Origin of the sequence: Acetivibrio straminisolvens JCM 21531, from assembly GCF_000521465.1 — a bacterium.
Taxonomy (GTDB): domain Bacteria; phylum Bacillota; class Clostridia; order Acetivibrionales; family Acetivibrionaceae; genus Hungateiclostridium; species Hungateiclostridium straminisolvens.
In genome coordinates this window covers 1-526 of sequence record NZ_BAVR01000195.1, presented here as the reverse complement: position 1 = coordinate 526, position 526 = coordinate 1, and the positions used below count along the sequence as shown (strand labels likewise).

Annotated in this window: 1 protein-coding gene; it reads left to right on the top strand. The window is 43.5% G+C overall.

Translation table 11 applies throughout. The annotated features are described in order from the left end of the window. The coding region (locus JCM21531_RS17455) for a DNA primase family protein (RefSeq protein WP_038291760.1) at positions 1–526 on the top strand (526 nt) is incomplete at both ends.

Below are 526 nucleotides of genomic sequence, written 5' to 3'. Positions count from 1 at the left end.
TGTAGATTTAAAGACAGGGGAACTTCTACCCCATAAGCGTGAGTACTATATGAGCAAAATCTGCCCTGTTGAATATAAACCAAGCAGCAAGGCACCAAGATGGATGGATTTTCTGAATACCATTACGGGAGGAAGCAACGAGCTTGTAAGATACCTTCAAAAAGCTGTAGGCTCGTCATTAAGCGGGGATATTTCAGAGCAGGCCCTATTCGTCCTTTATGGAACAGGAGCAAACGGAAAGAGCACATTTCTAAACACCATCTCTGACCTGTTGGGAGACTATGCAAGAAATACTCCGTCCGAAACTTTTATGGCTAAAAGAATAGAAGCGATAGGAAATGATATCGCAAGGCTTCAGGGAGCAAGGCTCGTTACTGCCATAGAAATAAATGAGGGACAAAGGCTCTCTGAGGCATTGATTAAGAGCTTTACAGGCGGAGACAGAATTACAGCAAGGTTTCTTTATGGAGAATACTTTGATTTCCAGCCACAGTTCACCCCGTTTCTCGTAGTAAACCACAGACCA